Source organism: Enterococcus sp. C102(2024) (assembly GCF_040888205.1).
Taxonomy (GTDB): Bacteria; Bacillota; Bacilli; order Lactobacillales; family Enterococcaceae; genus Enterococcus; species Enterococcus faecalis.
On record NZ_JBFOHH010000005.1, the window covers coordinates 47,890 to 67,832 of the forward strand.

19 protein-coding genes are annotated in these 19,943 nt (G+C 39.2%); 11 read left to right on the plus strand and 8 right to left on the minus strand.

Translation table 11 applies throughout. The features are described from left to right. Positions 1–63: 63 nt before the first annotated feature. Positions 64–1,056, minus strand: coding sequence for a biotin--[acetyl-CoA-carboxylase] ligase (locus tag AB3I34_RS10465; RefSeq protein WP_081115774.1), 993 nt, complete (start codon positions 1,054–1,056; stop codon positions 64–66). Positions 1,057–1,194: 138 nt separating this feature from the next. On the opposite strand from AB3I34_RS10465, the gene AB3I34_RS10470 reads away from it, so the two are divergent. The 5 genes from AB3I34_RS10470 to rpoC all read left to right on the plus strand — a co-directional run bounded on the left by AB3I34_RS10470 (position 1,195) and on the right by rpoC (position 10,109). Continuing rightward, positions 1,195–1,410, plus strand: coding sequence for a zinc ribbon domain-containing protein (locus tag AB3I34_RS10470; RefSeq protein WP_085444190.1), 216 nt, complete (start codon positions 1,195–1,197; stop codon positions 1,408–1,410). A 322-nt stretch (positions 1,411–1,732) separates the two neighbouring features. Then, on the plus strand, positions 1,733–1,963 hold the full coding sequence (locus AB3I34_RS10475; RefSeq protein WP_002354773.1) for a hypothetical protein: 231 nt from the start codon (positions 1,733–1,735) through the stop codon (positions 1,961–1,963). Further along, entirely contained in the window at positions 1,963–2,304 is a 342-nt protein-coding gene (locus tag AB3I34_RS10480) for a type II toxin-antitoxin system PemK/MazF family toxin (RefSeq protein WP_002360937.1), read from the plus strand. Before AB3I34_RS10475 ends, AB3I34_RS10480 begins: the two co-directional genes overlap by 1 nt. Before the next feature lie 370 nt (positions 2,305–2,674). Beyond that, on the plus strand, positions 2,675–6,289 hold the full coding sequence (rpoB, locus tag AB3I34_RS10485; protein ID WP_002389470.1) for a DNA-directed RNA polymerase subunit beta: 3,615 nt from the start codon (positions 2,675–2,677) through the stop codon (positions 6,287–6,289). Positions 6,290–6,455: 166 nt separating this feature from the next. After that, on the plus strand, positions 6,456–10,109 hold the full coding sequence (rpoC, locus tag AB3I34_RS10490) for a DNA-directed RNA polymerase subunit beta' (protein ID WP_081115775.1): 3,654 nt from the start codon (positions 6,456–6,458) through the stop codon (positions 10,107–10,109). Positions 10,110–10,157: 48 nt separating this feature from the next. Here rpoC and AB3I34_RS10495 read toward each other — a convergent pair whose 3' ends face one another. Next, positions 10,158–10,850 carry an A24 family peptidase gene (locus AB3I34_RS10495; RefSeq protein ID WP_081115776.1) on the minus strand — a complete coding sequence of 231 codons (693 nt, stop codon included), beginning with the start codon at positions 10,848–10,850 and terminating at the stop codon, positions 10,158–10,160. A gap of 108 nt (positions 10,851–10,958) precedes the next feature. On the opposite strand from AB3I34_RS10495, the gene AB3I34_RS10500 reads away from it, so the two are divergent. The 5 genes from AB3I34_RS10500 (at position 10,959) to rpsI (ending at position 14,948) form a co-directional block, all read left to right on the plus strand. Then, positions 10,959–12,479 (plus strand): gluconokinase, encoded by a 1,521-nt coding sequence (locus AB3I34_RS10500; protein WP_085444191.1) that lies wholly within the window; start codon positions 10,959–10,961, stop codon positions 12,477–12,479. A gap of 83 nt (positions 12,480–12,562) precedes the next feature. Beyond that, on the plus strand, positions 12,563–13,282 hold the full coding sequence (locus AB3I34_RS10505) for a DUF5105 domain-containing protein (RefSeq protein ID WP_002387578.1): 720 nt from the start codon (positions 12,563–12,565) through the stop codon (positions 13,280–13,282). Positions 13,283–13,409: 127 nt separating this feature from the next. Then, positions 13,410–13,877, plus strand: coding sequence for a DNA starvation/stationary phase protection protein (locus AB3I34_RS10510; protein ID WP_002354782.1), 468 nt, complete (start codon positions 13,410–13,412; stop codon positions 13,875–13,877). Between the two features lie 236 nt (positions 13,878–14,113). Beyond that, entirely contained in the window at positions 14,114–14,542 is a 429-nt protein-coding gene (rplM, locus tag AB3I34_RS10515; RefSeq protein ID WP_048670019.1) for a 50S ribosomal protein L13, read from the plus strand. A 13-nt stretch (positions 14,543–14,555) separates the two neighbouring features. Next, on the plus strand, positions 14,556–14,948 hold the full coding sequence (gene rpsI / locus AB3I34_RS10520) for a 30S ribosomal protein S9 (RefSeq protein WP_002354786.1): 393 nt from the start codon (positions 14,556–14,558) through the stop codon (positions 14,946–14,948). A gap of 56 nt (positions 14,949–15,004) precedes the next feature. On the opposite strand, the gene AB3I34_RS10525 is transcribed toward rpsI, so the two are convergent. The 6 genes from AB3I34_RS10525 to AB3I34_RS10550 all read right to left on the minus strand — a co-directional run bounded on the left by AB3I34_RS10525 (position 15,005) and on the right by AB3I34_RS10550 (position 19,017). Beyond that, a complete protein-coding gene (locus AB3I34_RS10525; RefSeq protein WP_085444192.1) occupies positions 15,005–16,051 on the minus strand; it encodes a site-specific integrase in 1,047 nt (348 codons plus the stop codon). A gap of 96 nt (positions 16,052–16,147) precedes the next feature. Continuing rightward, positions 16,148–16,342 carry a hypothetical protein gene (locus tag AB3I34_RS10530; RefSeq protein WP_002338020.1) on the minus strand — a complete coding sequence of 65 codons (195 nt, stop codon included), beginning with the start codon at positions 16,340–16,342 and terminating at the stop codon, positions 16,148–16,150. A gap of 15 nt (positions 16,343–16,357) precedes the next feature. Further along, positions 16,358–17,020 carry a replicative protein gene (locus AB3I34_RS10535; RefSeq protein WP_077323814.1) on the minus strand — a complete coding sequence of 221 codons (663 nt, stop codon included), beginning with the start codon at positions 17,018–17,020 and terminating at the stop codon, positions 16,358–16,360. Between the two features lie 266 nt (positions 17,021–17,286). Next, positions 17,287–17,988 (minus strand): hypothetical protein, encoded by a 702-nt coding sequence (locus AB3I34_RS10540; RefSeq protein WP_085444193.1) that lies wholly within the window; start codon positions 17,986–17,988, stop codon positions 17,287–17,289. 73 nt (positions 17,989–18,061) lie between these two features. Next, positions 18,062–18,670: a hypothetical protein gene (locus AB3I34_RS10545; protein WP_085444194.1), complete on the minus strand. Its 609-nt coding sequence runs from the start codon at positions 18,668–18,670 to the stop codon at positions 18,062–18,064. Further along, complete coding sequence (locus AB3I34_RS10550) at positions 18,670–19,017, minus strand: hypothetical protein (RefSeq protein WP_085444195.1); 348 nt, start codon at positions 19,015–19,017, stop codon at positions 18,670–18,672. The genes AB3I34_RS10545 and AB3I34_RS10550 overlap by 1 nt, the downstream gene beginning before the upstream one ends. Positions 19,018–19,190: 173 nt before the next feature. Between AB3I34_RS10550 and AB3I34_RS10555 the strand changes: the two genes are divergently transcribed. Beyond that, positions 19,191–19,916, plus strand: a complete 726-nt coding sequence (locus AB3I34_RS10555; RefSeq protein ID WP_085444196.1) for a hypothetical protein — start codon at positions 19,191–19,193, stop codon at positions 19,914–19,916. Positions 19,917–19,943 lie beyond the last annotated feature (27 nt).

Consider the following 19,943-nt stretch of genomic DNA (forward strand, 5'->3'; position numbering starts at 1 on the left):
TAGAAAGTGGGACATCAGTCAAAACGACTGATGTCCCGCTTTCTTTTTTCTAAATTTCCCTACTTATCCTCGACGCCATTCACCAATCTGGTCCAAACTAATTTCCCCAGAAGACAACGTTTTGGCCGTGCCATCAGGCAACTGGACAATCAATTCTCCATTTCCATTAATGGTTGTCGCAACGCCGCGGAAGTCTTGCCCGTTTTGGGTAAAAGCGACGTCTTTGCCAATCACAAAGGAGCGTTGACGGTATTCTTCTAAAAAGTCTTTCGTTGAACGTTCGTCTAAAATTTGATAAAAATGATTCCAAATGTTGGCGACTAATTCATTTCGCGTCGCTGTCGGTTCACCATCTGGGAAAAGAGAAGTCACTTTCTGCCGAATGTCCTCAGGAAATTCGGTTTCTGTAATTGAAAAATTAATCCCCATGCCGATGATAACATTAGAAATCTGCCCTGTTTCCACATTGCTCATGGCTTCCGACAAAATCCCGCAAACTTTTTTGCCATTTAAATAAAGATCATTGACCCATTTAATTTCTGTGTGAACGCTTGCCAGAGCATCCATTGCTCGAGCGACCGCTACGGCCATAATCACAGTATATTGGGCGATTTCTTCAAAATTTTGGTTCGGTTGAAGCACCATGCTCATGTAAATCCCTTTACCTGGCGTAGCGAAAAACGGCCGGCCGAACCTGCCCCGCGGCATTTCTTGCATGTCAGCAACAATCAATGTATTGTCGGGCGTCTGGTCTAAAATCGCCCGCTTAGCATCGGTCATGGTAGATTCAGATGTTTCTAGGACGGTAATTGTTAAAGGCGGCGTTTGTGGCCATAATGCCAACTGAATGCCTTCTGCAGAAAGGACATCTGATTTTTCAAGGCGATACCCCTTATTTTGCACGCTAGTAATTTGATAGCCATCTTTTTTCAATTCATTAATCGCTTTCCAAATAGCTGTGCGAGATAAGGACAGACGTTGTGCCATCTCTTCGCCCGAAAGGAATGCGGGCGTTTGTTTCATCAATAAAGTTAGGACTTGGCTTTTTGTCGACATATTTTTTCCTCCGATTCGTTATGCTTATTGTAGCGGAAAGGAAAAGGCTTGGTCAACTAGTGAAAAAATCCATCTTAGGATGGAGGAAAATGAAGCAGGCGTTTGCTATACTTGTTTTATTGAGAAGGAGTGAGGGGAATGGAAAAGCAACAATATGTTTGTGAGAAATGTGGCAACATGCACTATGTGTCGGACCAATTTCAAGCAACAGGTGGGAACTTTGCGAAAATTTTTGATGTTCAAAATAAAAAATTTATTACAATTAGCTGTATCCAATGCGGCTACACCGAACTTTACCGCAGCCAAACAAGCGGCGGCATGAATGTCCTAGACTTTTTATTAGGTGGCGGTTAGTCAAAAACGAATGCATCTTTGCATTCGTTTTTTTGTGTGAAGAGGAAGATAGGGGAAAAGGAGGTCGGGCCAGAAGCGTTTAACTCCGAGAAATAAGAAGGAATTTCCGAAAATTGTTCTTTAATTTTTGGAGAATTTCGGCTTATTTCCGAAGGAGTTGCTTCTGTTCCCGCCGTTTATCAGTTTTTGAGCGTGGAGCAAAAATCCAAAGTGATCTTTGTCCCACACGCATTATATAGTAAACTCAGTCACATTAAGTGTGATTTAAAATTCTTTCCATCATTGCAAAGGCATAGTATAATGAAGCGAAGGGAGTGATTTCATGCTAACAACTAAATCAAGAAGACAAGGAAGCTCGGTCGTTTTAACATTACCCACTGATAATGGTAAAAAACCAAAAGTCGACCAAGAATATATTGTGATGTATTCTGACGACGGTACAATTACATTAGTCCCTAAAATTCAGGATCCATTTAGTGAAGGTCCAGAAGGTGAGTATTATGAAAAAGATGAGTGGCATGATCTTGCACCTGAGGGGAGAGAACTTTTTTAATGAACGTTGAAAAGAAGTACATTCCCAAAAAAGGAGATATTGTATGGATTGATTTTGATCCTGCTGCAGGCAAAGAGATTCAGAAGAGACGGCCTGGTTTAGTCGTGTCAAGATATGAATTTAATCGGAAAACCATGTTTGCTGTGATTTGCCCGATTACTTCCACCATTAAAAATATTCCCACTCGATATACGTTGCCCGATGACATAGAAACCCATGGACAAGTAGTGATCTCACAACTGAAATCTTTGGACTTCACTGAAAGAAAATTAAGTCAAATTGAGCATTTGCCATTAAAAGATATGGCGAAAATTGACCAAATAATTGAATATATTTTCTAGTTGTTGAAAAAATGCGTAATTATTTATTACGCATTTTTTCATTAAAACCCTTTACAAAAAAACTCCTTTTTATGAAAAAGAAAACCTTAAAGAAACCCTTGACTTTTCTAGACAAAGGTAGTAGAATCTATAGAGCAAAAACTATCTGAAAGTGACGAAGCAGGAGCGAAATATTGTCCGTTCCGGTTTTTTATAGGAAAACAAAAGTAGAAACGCCAGAAAATTTTTCGGAAGCATGTTCTATTTTTGGTTTTTTTTTGCTTAAAAACTGCAAAAAATGCTTTTTGTTACATATATTTAATATATGTAACGTAAATGTAATTTTTCGGATCGGTGTTTTGATAGACTTATAACTAGAGGGGTGAAGAGCTTGGCTGGACACGTAGTAAAATACGGAAAGCATCGCGAACGTAGAAGTTTCGCACGTATCAGTGAAGTATTGGAATTACCAAATTTAATTGAAATCCAAACAGACTCTTATCAATGGTTTTTAGATGAGGGACTTCGTGAAATGTTTGAAGACATTTTACCAATTGATGATTTCCAAGGAAACTTATCCTTAGAATTTGTTGACTATGAATTAAAAGAACCAAAGTACACAGTAGAAGAAGCCCGCGCACATGATGCCAACTATTCTGCGCCATTACATGTAACATTACGTTTAACTAACCGTGAAACAGGTGAAATTAAATCCCAAGAAGTCTTCTTCGGCGATTTCCCATTAATGACAGAAATGGGTACCTTCATCATCAACGGGGCAGAACGTGTTATCGTTTCCCAATTAGTTCGTTCTCCAGGTGTTTACTTCCATGGAAAAGTGGACAAAAACGGCAAAGAAGGTTTTGGCTCAACAGTCATTCCTAACCGTGGTGCATGGTTAGAAATGGAAACAGATGCGAAAGACATTTCTTATGTTCGGATTGACCGCACACGTAAAATTCCCTTAACTGTGTTAGTTCGTGCTTTAGGTTTCGGTTCAGATGATACCATCTTCGAAATTTTCGGCGACAGCGAAAGCTTACGCAACACAATTGAAAAAGATTTACACAAAAATGCAAGTGATTCTCGTACAGAAGAAGGCTTGAAAGACATTTATGAACGTCTTCGCCCAGGCGAACCAAAAACAGCAGATAGCTCACGTAGCTTGTTAACTGCACGTTTCTTTGATCCAAAACGTTATGATTTGGCAAACGTTGGTCGCTACAAAGTTAACAAAAAATTAGACTTAAAAACACGTCTCTTAAACTTAACCTTAGCGGAAACGCTAGTTGATCCAGAAACTGGTGAAATCATTGTCGAAAAAGGCACGGTTTTAACACACCAAATCATGGAAACATTAGGCGAATACATTGACAACGGCTTAAACAGCGTAACTTACTATCCAAGTGAAGATGCGGTAGTAACTGAACCAATGACGATCCAAGTGATTCAAGTTCTTTCACCAAAAGATCCTGAACGTATCGTAAATGTGATTGGTAACGGCTATCCAGACGACAGCGTAAAAACAGTTCGTCCAGCAGATATCGTTGCTTCAATGAGCTACTTCTTCAACTTAATGGAAGATATCGGTAATGTCGATGACATCGACCACTTAGGTAATCGTCGTATCCGTTCAGTAGGCGAATTATTACAAAACCAATTCCGTATTGGTTTAGCCCGTATGGAACGTGTGGTTCGTGAAAGAATGTCTATTCAAGACACAGAAACATTGACACCACAACAATTAATTAACATCCGTCCAGTGGTAGCAAGTATCAAAGAATTCTTTGGTTCTTCACAGTTATCACAGTTCATGGACCAAACAAACCCATTAGGTGAGTTAACCCATAAACGTCGTCTATCAGCCTTAGGGCCTGGTGGTTTGACTCGTGACCGTGCCGGTTATGAAGTTCGTGACGTTCACTACTCTCACTATGGTCGTATGTGTCCAATTGAAACGCCTGAGGGACCAAATATCGGGTTGATCAATAGTTTATCTAGTTATGCGAAAGTGAATAAATTTGGTTTCATCGAAACGCCTTATCGCCGTGTTGATCGTGCGACAGGCCGTGTTACTGATCAAGTAGATTACTTAACAGCAGACATCGAAGACCATTATATCGTAGCGCAAGCGAACTCACTTTTAAATGAAGATGGCACATTTGCCAATGATGTTGTTATGGCGCGTCTACAAAGTGAAAACTTAGAAGTTGCCGTAGACAAAGTTGACTACATGGACGTTTCACCAAAACAAGTAGTCGCAGTCGCAACAGCATGTATTCCTTTCTTAGAAAACGATGACTCCAACCGTGCCTTGATGGGTGCCAACATGCAGCGTCAAGCGGTGCCGTTAATTCAACCACGCTCTCCGTGGGTAGGTACAGGTATGGAATATAAATCAGCCCATGACTCAGGTGCTGCTTTACTATGTAAACATGACGGTGTCGTAGAATTCGTCGATGCAAAAGAAATTCGCGTTCGTCGCGACAATGGCGCATTAGACAAATATATGGTTACAAAATTCCGTCGTTCTAACTCAGGAACAAGCTACAACCAACGCCCAATTGTTCACTTAGGTGAAAAAGTTGAAAAAGGCGATACTTTAGCGGATGGACCTTCTATGGAAGAAGGCGAAATGGCTTTAGGGCAAAACGTCTTAGTTGCCTTCATGACATGGGAAGGTTACAACTACGAGGATGCCATTATCATGAGCCGTCGTTTAGTTAAAGACGATGTCTACACTTCTGTGCATATTGAAGAATATGAATCAGAAGCACGTGATACAAAATTAGGACCTGAAGAAATTACCCGTGAAATTCCAAACGTTGGGGAAGACGCGTTGAAAGACTTAGACGAAATGGGGATTATCCGCATTGGTGCTGAAGTTCAAGATGGCGACTTACTAGTTGGGAAAGTCACACCTAAAGGGGTTACAGAATTATCTGCAGAAGAACGTTTATTACACGCAATCTTCGGGGAAAAAGCCCGCGAAGTTCGTGATACGTCTCTCCGTGTACCTCACGGTGGCGGCGGTATCGTTCATGATGTGAAAATCTTTACTCGTGAAGCTGGCGATGAATTATCACCAGGTGTCAACATGTTAGTTCGTGTCTATATCGTTCAAAAACGTAAAATTCACGAAGGAGATAAAATGGCGGGACGTCACGGAAATAAAGGGGTTGTTTCCCGTATTATGCCGGAAGAAGATATGCCATTCTTACCTGACGGAACACCTGTTGATATCATGTTGAACCCATTAGGGGTACCTTCTCGTATGAATATCGGACAAGTACTTGAATTACACTTAGGTATGGCTGCTCGCCAATTAGGTATTCACGTTGCAACACCTGTTTTCGATGGGGCAACCGATGAAGACGTTTGGGAAACTGTTCGTGAAGCTGGTATGGCTAGCGATGCTAAAACAGTTCTTTACGATGGACGTACAGGTGAACCATTTGATAACCGTATTTCCGTTGGTGTCATGTATATGATTAAATTAGCCCACATGGTTGATGACAAATTGCATGCTCGTTCAATCGGACCTTACTCTCTTGTTACGCAACAACCGTTGGGTGGTAAAGCTCAATTCGGTGGACAACGTTTCGGGGAAATGGAAGTTTGGGCACTGGAAGCTTACGGTGCTGCTTACACATTACAAGAAATCTTAACTTACAAATCTGATGACGTTGTCGGACGTGTGAAAACATACGAAGCCATCGTTAAAGGTGAACCGATTCCAAAACCAGGTGTGCCTGAATCATTCCGAGTATTAGTGAAAGAATTACAATCACTTGGTTTAGACATGCGTGTCTTGGACATTGAGGAAGCTGAGATTGAGTTACGCGATATGGACGATGACGATGATGATTTAATCACCGTTGACGCACTAACCAAATTTGCGGAACAACAATCAGCGAAACAGCTGGAAAAAGAAGCAGAATCAGTCGTGAAAGAAGAAGCACAAGACGTTGTTCAAGAAATTGAAACAGCCGAAGACAGAGACTAATTTGTCGCTACCACTCTGATGAGTTGATTCAACTGCGACTTTGTTGCAACTGCGCAAGCCATTACTTGTTCCAAGTGTCGTCAGACCTTCTTTCAAGTGATGCTTGCCATTTGCTAACAAGTTGCTGACTCAGCTTCTCTAAATAAGGAAATGGAGGGAATTCCTTTTGATCGATGTAAATAAATTCGAAAGTATGCAAATAGGGCTTGCTTCACCAGAAAAGATCAGAAGCTGGTCTTATGGGGAAGTTAAAAAACCCGAAACAATTAACTACCGTACATTAAAACCCGAACGTGAAGGGTTATTCTGTGAACGCATTTTTGGTCCAACCAAAGACTGGGAATGTGCTTGTGGTAAATATAAACGTATCCGTTATAAAGGTATTGTCTGTGACCGTTGTGGCGTTGAAGTCACTCGTTCAAAAGTACGTCGTGAACGTATGGGACATATTGAATTAGCCGCACCAGTTTCACATATCTGGTACTTTAAAGGAATTCCATCTCGAATGGGTCTTGTTTTAGACATGAGCCCTCGTGCATTGGAAGAAGTCATTTATTTTGCTTCATACGTTGTCATCGAACCAGGTGACACAACATTAGAGAAAAAACAATTGTTAACGGAACGCGAATATCGTGAAAAACGTGAACAATATGGCCAAGCCTTCAAAGCTGCTATGGGTGCCGAAGCCGTGAAACAATTATTAGATAACGTCGATTTAGATGGCGAAGTTGCGCAATTAAAAGAAGAATTGAAAACAGCTTCTGGTCAAAAACGGACACGTGCCATCCGTCGTTTAGACATCTTAGAAGCCTTCCGTGCTTCTGGTAACCAACCAAGCTGGATGGTAATGGATGTTATCCCAGTTATTCCACCAGATTTACGTCCGATGGTTCAATTGGAAGGTGGTCGTTTTGCAACAAGTGACTTAAACGACTTATACCGCCGTGTTATCAACCGTAACAACCGTCTAAAACGTTTATTAGACTTAAATGCGCCAAGCATCATTGTTCAAAACGAAAAACGGATGTTACAAGAAGCGGTCGATGCTTTAATCGATAATGGTCGTCGTGGCCGTCCAGTTACTGGACCAGGTAACCGTCCATTGAAATCTCTTTCTCACATGTTGAAAGGGAAACAAGGTCGTTTCCGTCAAAATTTACTAGGTAAACGTGTTGACTATTCTGGTCGTTCCGTAATCGTCGTTGGTCCGTTCTTAAAAATGTACCAATGTGGTTTACCAAAAGAAATGGCGATTGAATTATTCAAACCATTTGTAATGCGTGAATTAGTACAACGTGAAATTGCGACAAACATTAAAAATGCGAAACGTAAAATCGAACGTGGCGAAGATGAAGTTTGGGATATTTTAGAAGAAGTTATCCAAGAACACCCAGTTTTACTTAACCGGGCACCTACGTTGCATAGATTAGGGATCCAAGCTTTCGAACCTGTTCTTGTTGAAGGTCGTGCGATCCGTCTTCACCCATTAGTTTGTGAAGCCTACAATGCCGATTTCGATGGAGACCAAATGGCGGTTCACGTGCCTCTAAATGAAGAAGCACAAGCAGAAGCTCGTATGTTAATGCTTGCTGCCCAAAATATCTTGAACCCGAAAGATGGTAAACCAGTTGTTACACCATCTCAAGATATGGTCTTAGGTAACTACTACCTAACAATGGAAGAAGAAGGCCGTGAAGGGGAAGGCATGATCTTCCGCGACATGAACGAAGCTGTTTTAGCATGGCAAAATGGCTACGTGCATTTACACTCACGTATTGGGGTTCAAACAACACTTTTAGGTGACAAACCATTTACTGATTGGCAAAAAGAACGAACCTTAATCACCACAGTTGGTAAGATCATCTTTAACGAAATCATGCCTGTTGAGTTCCCTTACTTGAACGAACCAACAGACTATAACTTAACTGTTCAAACACCAGATAAATACTTCGTAGAAGCTGGTACAGACATTCCTGCACACATTAAAGAGCAAGAATTAGTTTTACCATTCAAGAAGAAAAATCTTGGAAATATCATTGCTGAAGTCTTCAAGAGATTCCACATTACGGAAACCTCTAAAATGCTTGACCGCATGAAAGACTTAGGTTACAAACACTCAACGTATGCTGGGATGACGGTAGGGATTGCCGATATCATGGTTCTTCATGAAAAACAAGCAATCATTGATGCTGCCCACAAACAAGTTGAAACAATTACTAAACAATTCCGTCGTGGTTTAATTACTGATGACGAACGTTATGAACGTGTAATCGGCGTTTGGAACGGTGCCAAAGACGAAATCCAACAAAAACTGATCGAAAGTATGGAAGCTCGTAACCCAATCTTCATGATGTCTGACTCTGGAGCCCGTGGTAACATCTCCAACTTTACACAGTTAGCTGGTATGCGTGGTTTGATGGCCGCTCCGAATGGACGAATCATGGAATTACCAATCATCTCAAACTTCCGTGAAGGACTTTCTGTCTTAGAAATGTTTATCTCAACTCACGGAGCTCGTAAAGGGATGACCGATACGGCCTTGAAGACAGCCGATTCAGGTTACTTAACACGTCGTTTAGTTGACGTTGCCCAAGACGTAATCATTCGTGAAGACGACTGTGGCACTGACCGTGGTCTTGAAATCGAAGCCATTCGTGAAGGTAACGAAATTATCGAACCATTAGACGAACGTCTATTAGGTCGTTATACACGTAAATCAGTTGTTCATCCAGAAACTGGTGCAATCATCATTGGTGCGGATCAATTAATCACTGAAGATCTTGCAAGAGAAATCGTGGACGCTGGTATTGAAAAAGTAACCATCCGTTCTGTCTTTACATGTAACACAAAACATGGTGTATGTAAGCACTGTTACGGACGTAACCTTGCAACTGGTTCTGACGTTGAAGTCGGAGAAGCAGTTGGTACAATCGCCGCTCAATCAATCGGGGAACCTGGTACACAGTTAACCATGCGTACGTTCCATACCGGTGGGGTTGCCGGTGACGATATCACTCAAGGTTTACCTCGTATCCAAGAAATCTTTGAAGCACGTAATCCGAAAGGACAAGCAGTGATTACAGAAGTAACCGGTGAAGTTATCGATATTTCTGAAGATCCTGCCACACGTCAAAAAGAAGTAACCATCAAAGGAAAAACAGATACACGTACCTATACTGTCCCTTACACTGCACGTATGAAAGTTGCTGAAGGCGACATCATCCACCGTGGTGCACCGTTGACAGAAGGTTCAATTGATCCAAAACAATTATTACAAGTTCGTGATGTTTTATCTGTTGAAAACTACCTATTACGTGAAGTACAACGTGTTTACCGTATGCAAGGGGTAGAAATCGGCGACAAACATATCGAAGTAATGGTTCGTCAAATGTTACGTAAAATCCGCGTAATGGATCCAGGTGACACTGAAATCCTTCCAGGAACATTAATGGACATCGCAGAATTTAAAGACCGTAACTACGACACATTAGTTGCTGGTGGCGTCCCTGCTACTAGTCGTCCAGTCTTACTTGGTATTACCAAAGCGTCATTGGAAACAAACAGCTTCTTATCTGCTGCATCCTTCCAAGAAACAACACGCGTGTTAACAGATGCTGCTATCCGTGGCAAAAAAGATCCATTACTTGGATTGAAAGAAAATGTTATCATTGGTAAAATCATCCCAGCTGGTACTGGTATGGCTCGTTACCGTAACATGGAACCAAAAGAAGTTGGCGTAGCTAGCGAAAACGTTTATAGTATTTCAGACATTGAAGCACAAATGGCTGCTGAAGATGCGATGAAAAACATCAATAAATAAACCCTAAAAAGCCGTAAGGAGCATGCTCCTTACGGCTTTTTTTATTTGCTATAAGCAACTGATTGTGAGTAAGCCCAAACTTAAAAAGGGGACAAAGGGAAGTGTCTGTTCAACTGGATACCCCAAAAATTTACAGCTGTAGCCATAGATTAGGCCATAACTACTGGCAAAAAATAGTAGCATCAGCAACTGAGGTACCTGTAAAAAACAGCCCCACAAACCCAGTAACAAAAGATCCCCTCGCCCCATGGCTTCCGGAAAATAATGTAAGACGGCTCGGAAAAAACAAAAACAAAAAAGACCAGTCAGTAAGTAAAACGAATGCTGACCCGCAATTTTCAGCAAGCAAAGCACAAAAAAACTAGGATAAAGAATCTTCGGTTCAACCACTAAATACCAGTAATCAATCAAGGATAATATGAAAGCGCTCGTCAGCCACCACCAGAGAATCAAAGCATCAATCGTCAGGCCAGCAAAAAAACAACTTGCGGTTAAGCCGCCCATGACAAGTTCTGCTAAAAGATAACTCTTAGCTACTGGCTGTTGACACTTTCGACAACGAAAGCGCTGCAGCAAAATCGAAACAACTGGAATTAATTCATAGAGATGTAGAGGCTGTTGGCAACCTTGACAGTGGGAAGGGGGCCACCACAAAGAACGCCCTACTGGTAAGCGCTCCGCCACTAAGCATAAAAAAGAACCGAAACAGGCACCAATCAAAAAGAGACTCAAGAAAAACATAGGTTACCTCCTTAAAAATAAACTACGCTTTTTTTAAACTTTTTCGTTTGACTAGACAAATCTTTTTTTGTTAGGAATAATAAAAGAAACAAGAAATGAGGGAATCAAATGGAAAAATTAGCGATTGGTGTCGACGTTGGCACCACGCAAGCCAAAGCAGTGGCTTTTCAACCCAATGGCACAGCCGTAGCTTCTAGCTATGTGCGTTATCCATTAATTCAAGAGACTGAAGGAATGGCGGAGCAAGACCCAGAAACGCTGTTCCAAGCTGTGGTGAACTGTATTCGAACCGTCACACAACAAGTGAAGAATCAACCAATTGGGCTCATTTCTTTTGCTTCAGCGATGCATGGCTTAATTGCCATGGATGCGCAAGGACGCCCATTGACCCAAGTGATTACTTGGGCTGACACACGAGCATCTGATTATGCGGAAGCGTTAAAAGAAACGCCAGCGGCCCAATTGTTTTATCAATTGACAGGCATGCCAGTTCATCCAATGGCGCCTTTGTACAAGATTCGCTGGCTGCAGGAAAATCAGCCAGCCGTTGCGCAGAGCGCGGCCAAGTTTATTGGGATTAAGGACTACATTTTTTACCGTTTCTTTGGCGAATACTGGACAGATTATAGTAGTGCTTCAGGAATGGGTTTATTTAATATTCACACGCGGCAATGGGAATCGTCGATTTTAGCGTATTTATCTATTGAGGAGGAACAGTTGCCAAAAGTTGCCCCGTCAACGTTCATTTTTCCAGCATTAGCGCCTTCTTGGCAAGAGATGCTTGGTGTTGAGGAGGAAACGGTTTTAGTTCTTGGTGGCGCGGATGGTCCGTTGTCTAATTTAGGTTTGGGAGCGCTAGGAACGGGTGTAGCGACTTTGACTGTTGGTACGAGCGGTGCACTTCGGTATATTGTCGAAGAACCTTTTTTGCATCCGCAAGGTGAAACGTTTTGTTTTGCTCTAGATGAACAGCACTGGGTGATTGGTGGCGCAAGTAGTAATGGTGCAGTTGCATTAGATTGGGCGAGCCAAACGATTTTTGCAGAAGAACGTCAGCAAGCTATCCAAAACGGGACCAATCTCTATGACCCAATTATGGCCAAAATTGCAACCGTGCCAGCCGGGGCAAATGGCTTACTGTTTCATCCTTATTTGCTTGGTGAACGAGCACCGCTGTGGAATGCAGAGGCGAGCGCAAGTTTTATTGGCTTGCGCAAAAATCACCATGCCGGACATTTAGCTCGAGCGGTGGTGGAAGGAATCTGTTTCAATTTAAAAACCATTTTAGAGGATTTGAAACAACTCGGTGGACCCGTTCAGGAGATTCGGGCGACAGGCGGCTTTGCTGATTCCCCTGTGTTCCGTCAAATCATGGCTGATGTGCTGGGAGAAACGTTATCGTTCACTGATAGCACCGAAGCTTCGGCATTAGGCGCTGTTTTGCTAGGTTGGCAAGGCTTAGGGCAGTTACCAAATTTGCAAGCAGCGGCGCAACAGGTGCTGATTCATGAAACGGTCACGCCACGAGCGGATCAATTGCTAGTTTATCAAGAACTGTATCCTGTTTTTCAAGAAACCCAACAAGTTTTAGCACAAAGTTATCAAAAATTAGCAGAATTCCGCAAATAATTGATAGTAAATAGCTTTGACAAATGGCTGAGAAGTTGCTTAACTAGAAGAGAGACAAAGACTTGAGGAAATGAGGATGAGAAATGAAGAAACAGCTACTACCACTATTTCTGTTATTCATTGGGGCGTTAGCAAGCTGCAGTGCACAGTCTCGTTCCGGCGAAAAAGCAGCGCAACAGTTGGTAGATTACTTTATTTACCAAGAAAAGCCAGAGACATTCTCTCAAACTTTTCGTGAACCGAAAGTCTTAGCGGAGCATTTGCAGACGAGCCGTCAACAGTTCCAGAAGCAATTTTTCAATAGCTTAAAAGAAATGAACGCTGAAGTCACCGAGACTGAAGCCCAGAAGCTTAGCGCAGAATTACTGGCTCAAGTGAAGAAAAAAGCGTCATATCAACTAGTAGCCACGAAAGAATTGAATGGACAAGCGACAATCACTTTTCAGATTAAGGGCTTAGATTTTGTGACGGCGATTGAAGATACAACCACTGCTCTTCTTCAGCAAACGCAACAGGCGACACAAGCGCTAGACATGCAGCACACGTTAGCCGTTTTAAAAAAAGAAATCCAACAAATCAATGTCAGCCATGAGCCAGTTGAACTGCCATTAACGGTTAAGCAAGTAGAAGGACAATGGTACTTGCCAGCAGTGGAGCAACTGAGACTGAATCAGTTTTTTTTAGCTTTCGTCACAGGAAAAGAAGATACTGACCAGTTGACAGAGGCGCTCGACACGATCCTCACTCAAGCGGAACAAAAAGTCGTCACTGCGGATGAAAGAACAGCGATTGCAGGAAATTAATTAGATTCTTAATTGTAATTATTATAATTTGATAATAATTTTAAAAAAGAAGGGTTTTCAGTGTACTTTTTTCACAATTCATATTACACTAAGAGTGTAGAAATAATATTTAGGAGGATGACAAAGAATGAAATTTGAAAAAACAAAAGAAATTTTGAACCAACTCGTTGCAGATTTAAGCCAATTTTCCGTGGTAATTCATCAAACACATTGGTATATGCGTGGACCTGAATTTTTAACACTTCACCCACAAATGGATGAATACATGGATCAAATCAATGAGCAATTAGATGTTGTTTCAGAACGTTTAATCACATTGGACGGCTCTCCATTCTCAACATTGCGTGAATTCGCAGAAAATACAAAAATTGAAGATGAAATTGGTAACTGGGACCGCACTATTCCAGAACGTATGGAAAAATTAGTAGCAGGCTACCGTTACTTAGCAGACCTTTACGCAAAAGGAATCGAAGTTTCTGGTGAAGAAGGCGACGACTGCACACAAGACATTTTCATCGCAAACAAAACAGACATCGAAAAAAATATTTGGATGTTACAAGCCAAACTTGGCAAAGCGCCTGGTATTGACGCATAATTTAAAACAACTCCCAAAGCCGCTGACGTTGACGTTGGCGGTTTTTTTCTGTTTAAAAGGCACAAAAAAATAAGTGAAAATCTATTTTCTGAAAGCGCAGAAAAACATTGACTTTATCAGTGATTGAAGGTAAAATATTAAATGGTATTGTTTGCCCCACAATGAGCCCCGGAAACTCAAGTGTATGTCAAACATCGAAAACAAAATTGGAGGAAAGAAACGTGCGTACAACATATATGGCCAAAGCTGGCGAAGTAGAACGTAAATGGTACGTAGTAGATGCAACAGATGTTCCTTTAGGACGTCTATCAGCAGTTGTTGCTTCTGTACTACGTGGTAAAAATAAACCAACATTCACACCACATGTGGATACTGGAGATTTCGTAATCGTAATTAACGCTGATAAAGTAAAATTAACAGGTAAAAAAGCTACAGACAAAATTTACTACCGTCACTCAATGTATCCTGGAGGATTAAAATCAGTGACTGCTGGTGAATTACGCGACAAAAACTCTCGCCGTCTTATCGAAACTTCTGTAAAAGGTATGCTACCTAAAAACACTTTAGGACGTAAACAATTTACTAAATTGAACGTATACGGTGGAGCTGAGCATCCACATGCTGCACAACAACCAGAAGTATTAGATATCACGAACTTAATTTAAGGAGGGAAATTCATTGGCACAAGTACAATATAGCGGCACAGGCCGTCGTAAAAATGCAGTTGCCCGCGTACGCTTAGTACCAGGTACTGGTAAAATTACTGTAAACAAAAAAGACGTAGAAGAATATATTCCACATGCTGACTTGCGTGAAGTTATCAACCAACCATTTGGCGTAACTGAAACAAAAGGCGCTTACGATGTAATCGTAAACGTAAACGGTGGTGGCTATGCTGGACAATCAGGAGCTATCCGTCACGGAATCGCTCGTGCATTGTTACAAGTAGATCCTGACTTCCGTTCTGCTTTAAAACGCGCTGGGTTACTTACTCGTGACGCACGTATGGTTGAACGTAAAAAACCAGGTCTTAAGAAAGCCCGTAAAGCTTCACAGTTCTCAAAACGTTAATCAATTCTTTATTGTATCAACGTTTACAAGAGATTTTTGGTTCAAGTTGGTTCAAATCAACTGGACAAAGAATTTAAAAGGTTTAAAGCATCAGCATCTTGCTGGTGCTTTTTTTCTGGCATTAATTCCAGATAATAATTTTGCGTTGTTTGAATATTTATGTGACCTAATCTTTTTGATACATAAGCAATATCTATATCTTGAGCAAACAAAAACGATGCGTGTGTATCTCGCAGACCATGAAAGGTAGTTCTTTTAATGTTTAACCCTTTCAATAACTTTGCTAATTGTTCGGATTGTTTAAACCCGCCAAAACTAAAAATATAACCATTCTCTTTAACAGGAATTTTACTAATAAGATCATGTACTTCTTTGTTAATAGAAACTTCACGTTTTGCATTTTGTGTTTTTAATGAAGTATCGTCAGAAGTAGGGCTGATTGAATGTCTAACTTCTATTCCATATTTAAAAAGGCTTTCTGGTCTTATTGCTAGTAGTTCTCCACGTCGCATGCCTGTTTCTAATGCTAGTAATACAAGTACGTTAAATTCATTTTCTGGATGCTTTAAAACATAATTGCGAAGCTTTTTAAAGTCAGTGATGGATAATGCTCTGTTTCGCTTAGGTGGGTTTTCTCCACGTGTTTTGACTAATCGTGCGAAGTCATTAGCAATATAACCGCGAGCATAGGCATCACGTAAAGCCGTTTTAATTTTTAGTAATACTTCATGTGTTGTTTTTCGGGAATGTGTTTTTGAGTATTCATCAATTTTCTTCTGAACAACAATATCATTTAAATCTTTTAATTGAATGTCCTGAAATAATTTTCGAATAACTCCTAAAGTACGTACATAATTTTGAAAAGTTGTTTCTTTCACGTCATTTACTTTTACAAGGTAAATCCAATTCTCGAAAAAATCCCCAAAGGTTGTTGCTCTGTATGCAAGTTCTTTACCTTCTCCTTTCGCTAATTCCATTTCTAAAGTCCAAAGTTCTGCTTCTTTCTTTGTTGGAAAAGTCTTAGAAAGTTTTTTATGTTTTCCTTGTTTATATAAGGAAACCTGCGCTCGATATGATTTTCCTCTTTTAATAATACTAGCCATGCTATCAATTCCTTTCATAAAAATAGTTGATAGATGCTAGTTGAATACAAAATCATTGTAAACATGTTCTAGCAAAGTATCAACCATTAGTAAGCTTTAAATTTGATTCGTTTTAATAAAATCAACTAAAGAATCGATAGTGTAACGCTCTTGCCTTCCAATCATAAATCTATTTAGTTGATCACTTTTTCGGAGGTATTTATCAAATGACTTTGGATCAATACCTAAAAAACTTGAAGCTTGTTCACGGGTCATAAGATAAGGATATCTGTTAATTTTATCTGCTATCATGTATTGTCACTCCTTTTAATCTAAACCATCATAAAATTCAGTAATATATGTTACTTGTCCAGTCTTAGCTTGGTGAACTGTCTTTGTTGAGTAATTAGCTTTTCGATTTGTTGCGTGATTTTTCTGCATGATGCTCTTTTTACTTGCGGTTTCGGTAACAGGATCTTGAATACCTTTACTTCTTCGGTATATCCTTATCCCTTTAGGATAGAAATACAATCTAGCACCTTTGACGTATTTCTTACTTTGATTATTCTGGTCAGCAGGAAAATCAAGATTACTTAGATAAGCCAATACATAATTTCCTACTTTATCCGATGATTTTAAACGTTTGGTCTTGGTAAAACCTTTTCCCCAGCAGCGTGCTATTTCGTCATTAGAAATAAATAGAGTTGTTTCACTCTTTAAGAGAATATGAAAATGCCAACGCCCACTTGCTTGTGGCTCAATGACTGATATATATTCCAAGTTGTTGTGAAATTTCCGTAGATTTTTCATAAACAGTTTATAGTCTTTTGAAGCAAGTTTGTAGTCAGTAATATCTTCCGCATAGGTTAGCGTGATCCAAAGTTGATTATTTCCACCGTTAAAATTATGAGCGATGAGACGCCGCAATTTTTTCATGGTTTGCTTCACAGTTTTTATGTTGTCAGCTCTATTCTCGGCACTAGTGTTCATATCCCTAATCTCACCAGTTTCAAGTATTACATATCGTTTGTTTGGGAGTACTTTTATTGTCTGCCTATTTAGACCATTTGAGGTAGTAATTTCTAAAGTTCTTCCGTAGCGATATGCTTTTACAAGCGCATTATTAAAAATGAAAAGGTTGCTCATTGTTTGATTTCATCAAATCACCTCCAATATGATCGAAGTTCACTTGTTTTCCGCTTATCAAGTTAAAGGGCGCTTGCGCGCGAGGACATTTTGTTAAAACCAAAATGCCCTTATTTCAATTCACTTGTTTTGCACTTTTTTAAATATTTATCGTTATTCTGACTACTAAGATTCTTTTTAAACGATTGCCAAATATCGATGTTCGATAGATCTGGAGCGTAAAAGGGTTGAATAACTCGTTCTCCTTGCATCCAAATTAGGCCTTGCCCTCTAGAGAGATTAACCCGAGGTATTTCATAGGTGGTGCCGAACGTCTGACGATATGATTCCTTTGTATCTGAGCCCATATGAACAGTCATTCCGAATTGCTGCTTTATGTTACTATTTAAACCACTATTAGTAACTGAAATTTGTTGCATAATCGCTAATAATCCAAAATTATATTGCCGCCCTAATAAAACTAGTTGAGATAATAAATCATCGTGTTTTTTCTTCTCACTGGTTGTTAATGTTGGGGTGAATGCACCAAACTCATCGTACCAAAGATAATATAAAGGCATTTGTAAGTTTACTGCTGTAGCACCAAATTCAGAGTTATCATTTATGAATTTGCGTCGTATACGCATTAAGTTAACGAAGTGTTCTAATAAGGAAAATATTTCTTCTTTTGTACAAGCTACTCTTTTCTCTGGAAGTAGGGTATTAAGTCTAGAAGCATCACTTTGTTTATAGTCAATAATAAATAACTGTGTGGGTACTTCTAAAGTAGCTAGCTTATTGGCTATATATATACCTAACCAACTTTTGCCCATTCCTCGAGGCCCTCCAATTAAGCAATTAATTTGCTTTGCTGCATCATAATAGATTGATTTGGTAATGGGAATGCTATAGTTCAATATCTTCACCTCGTAATTGCTCTTTTTCAAAATTTGTTGTCAATATATATCGTATCCACCCGTTTATTTCATAGCTCTCAAACACATGATATTCTGAATTATGGTGAGCTAAATAGCTGTTAATTGCATCATTTAATGACAACATTCTTTCTTTGAAATCAGCTAATATTTCTATTTCAAAAGCTTTTTGGTTATTATCATTACCCTTTTTTATTTTGCGTACATTGGGCAATAAAATAGTTTCTTGATCTAATGGAATACAGAGATTGACGGTCTGTAACCAAAAGTCAAAATAAATACTTCGAATTACAAAAGGAAAAGGATCATATCTTTTTTTAATAGCAATATGAAGATATAGAATGCCAATACCAAAAAGAAATATTAGCATGGTTAATCCAGGGATAATTGTCTTTGTCCAGTCTCTCAGTATAATTAGGATGTGATTGATTGTTTCAGGAAAGTCGTGTTGCATAAGAAACACTAGTAATCGATTAAATATTATTAGTAGTAGGTCCATTAATGATGCCACTCCAAGTACTTTTACTTGAAGTGGTATTTTTTTAGGAAGTTGAGTTAGCTTTTTTACTGTTCGTGCCATTATTTTGTATCCTTGGTAATGAAGATAATATCTTCAGCAGAAACACTCAATTGATTACGAAATTCTCCATAAACTATTCCAGAGGGATTAATCAATTTAACTTCCGAGGGACTATCTATCTTTTTTAAATGTTTTCCAACTACCTTCACTTTATAAGTATCACCAATATTACTAATGGATTGATCGCCGTAATCAGTAGCATCTTCCCATATAATTACAGTGTACTTACTGCCAATAATTTCTTGATTTTCATTTTTTAATGGCTCAGACTGCATTGCTAATAAGATTTTTTTCTCAAAATAGTTTTCAGCATCAAAATATAGGAAGGCTGATAATTTTTTTGTCATACAAATAACCTCTTTCTGTGTTTGTCACTAGCAAACAAACACTATGAATTATTCAAGGGATTGCGACTCTTTCTTGATGATTTAATTTTGCCATAGATTTAATCGGTTGCTTGGGTTGAACTTTTTTATGATATAATAATAAAAAATACACCACTTTTATTGAAGGTGAAATTATGAAGGAAATATTTCAAGAAACTAGTCAGTTTATTTATTCATTAGCAGCTAAAAGAATTTACTCTAGAAAAAAGAGTATGAAGGTAACCTATTACAAATTAGCGGGTTATGCTAACCAGATAGATTACGAAACTTCTACTGAAAAAACAGGGTATGATCCTAAAATGATTAATAAAATAGCTCTAGGCAAAACTAATAGAAATAATCGATATTTGGTACCAGATATGTATGTTGATTTACTTACTAATAAATTGAACTTTAGCAATAAGCATGATCTTTTGTGGGGAAATACCGAAGAAATAAAACAATATGCGCCCAAATTATTTGAATGTTTACTAAAAGATTGTATTGAAAAAAATGTTAAAATTAAGAGTAATATTTTGTCGCTTTTATCAAATTTCGGAAGAGGATCAACAGAAGTTACTCCAGAAAAAGTAGCCACTCTTTTAGAAGTATCTTTTGATCATATGGGTACTGTGGAAGATCAATTCGTCAGATTGTTTACGGATTTCACGTATAACAAATACAATTCAACAAATCAAGTAGAAAATGAAGGTGTATTGGAATTTAATAAAGAGACAAAATTAGTAACTAGTTTTAATGGTGCTGAATATTTAACCTTTAAGAAGCTCCCACAAAGCATAGAGCTATTTGTTGCAAATGTTTTTTTATCATTTGTTATGTCAATATTTTTATCTGAGAATATAAAAGAGTTTTCTGGTTAATCAAAACTAGAAAATAAAGTGTAATTG